Here is a 1,001-nt window from a genome sequence, read left to right as displayed (position 1 = left end):
CCGTAGCTGTGCAGCCCGGACAGGAACATGTTGACGCCGAGGAACGCGAAGGTCGTCACGAGCAGGCCCGTCAGCGCCCACCATGCGGCCACCGTGCCGCGCAGGCCCTTCATCAGGCGCATGTGCAGCCACGCCGCGTAGTTGAGCCAAACGATCAGCGCCCAGGTTTCCTTCGGGTCCCAGCTCCAGTAGCCGCCCCATGCTTCGGCGGCCCACAGCGCGCCGAGGATCGTCGCGATCGTGAAGAACGCGAAACCGACCGCGATCGACTTGTACATCACGTCGTGAAGCACGTCGAGCGTCGGCAGGCGATCGGCGAGCACGCCGCGCTCCTTCATCAGGTACGCGACCGACACCATCGCCGACAGCGCGAAGCTGCCGTAGCCGATGAAGTTCGCCGGCACGTGGATCTTCATCCACCAGCTTTGCAGCGCCGGCACGAGCGGCTGGATCTGCTGCGCGTCACGCGCGACCGAGTACCACATCAGGAAGCCCACGGCCGCGCTGATCACCAGCAGCACGAACGCGCCGAGCGCGCGCGTGCCGTAGTGGCCTTCGTAATACAGATAGAGCAGCGCGGTGATCAGGCTGAACAGCACGAACACTTCATACAGGTTCGATACCGGAATGTGCCCGACGTCCGAACCGATCAGGTAGGACTCGTACCAGCGCACCATCAGGCCGGTGAAGCCCATCAGCACGGCGACCCACGTAAGCTTCTGGCCGATCGCGGAGCCCGACTCCGAGCGCGCGAGCAAGCCGATCCAGTAGAAGATCGTCGCGAGCACGAACAGCGCGCTCATCCACAGGATCGCCGACTGGCTCGACAGGAAGTATTTGAGGAAGAACGCCGAATCGGCGCGCGCGAGATCGCCCTGGTAGATCTGGATCGACAGCAGCGCCAGCACGGCGATCGACGCCATCATCAGTCGCGCGGGCTTCCAGCGCCAGCCGAGCGCGATGAGCGCCGGCACGGTGCCGATCATCACCGCCTTGTCGTA

General features: G+C 64.8%; 1 protein-coding gene. It reads right to left on the bottom strand.

The window, feature by feature from the left end; genetic code table 11:
- On the bottom strand, positions 1–1,001 hold a 1,001-nt coding region (gene ccsB / locus CFB47_RS40060), incomplete at both ends, for a c-type cytochrome biogenesis protein CcsB (protein WP_089464399.1).

The organism is Burkholderia sp. AU27893, from assembly GCF_002223205.1.
Taxonomy (GTDB): Bacteria; Pseudomonadota; Gammaproteobacteria; order Burkholderiales; family Burkholderiaceae; genus Burkholderia.
Note: the sequence above shows the minus strand (reverse complement) of the source record. Positions and strands in the feature narration are given on the sequence as shown.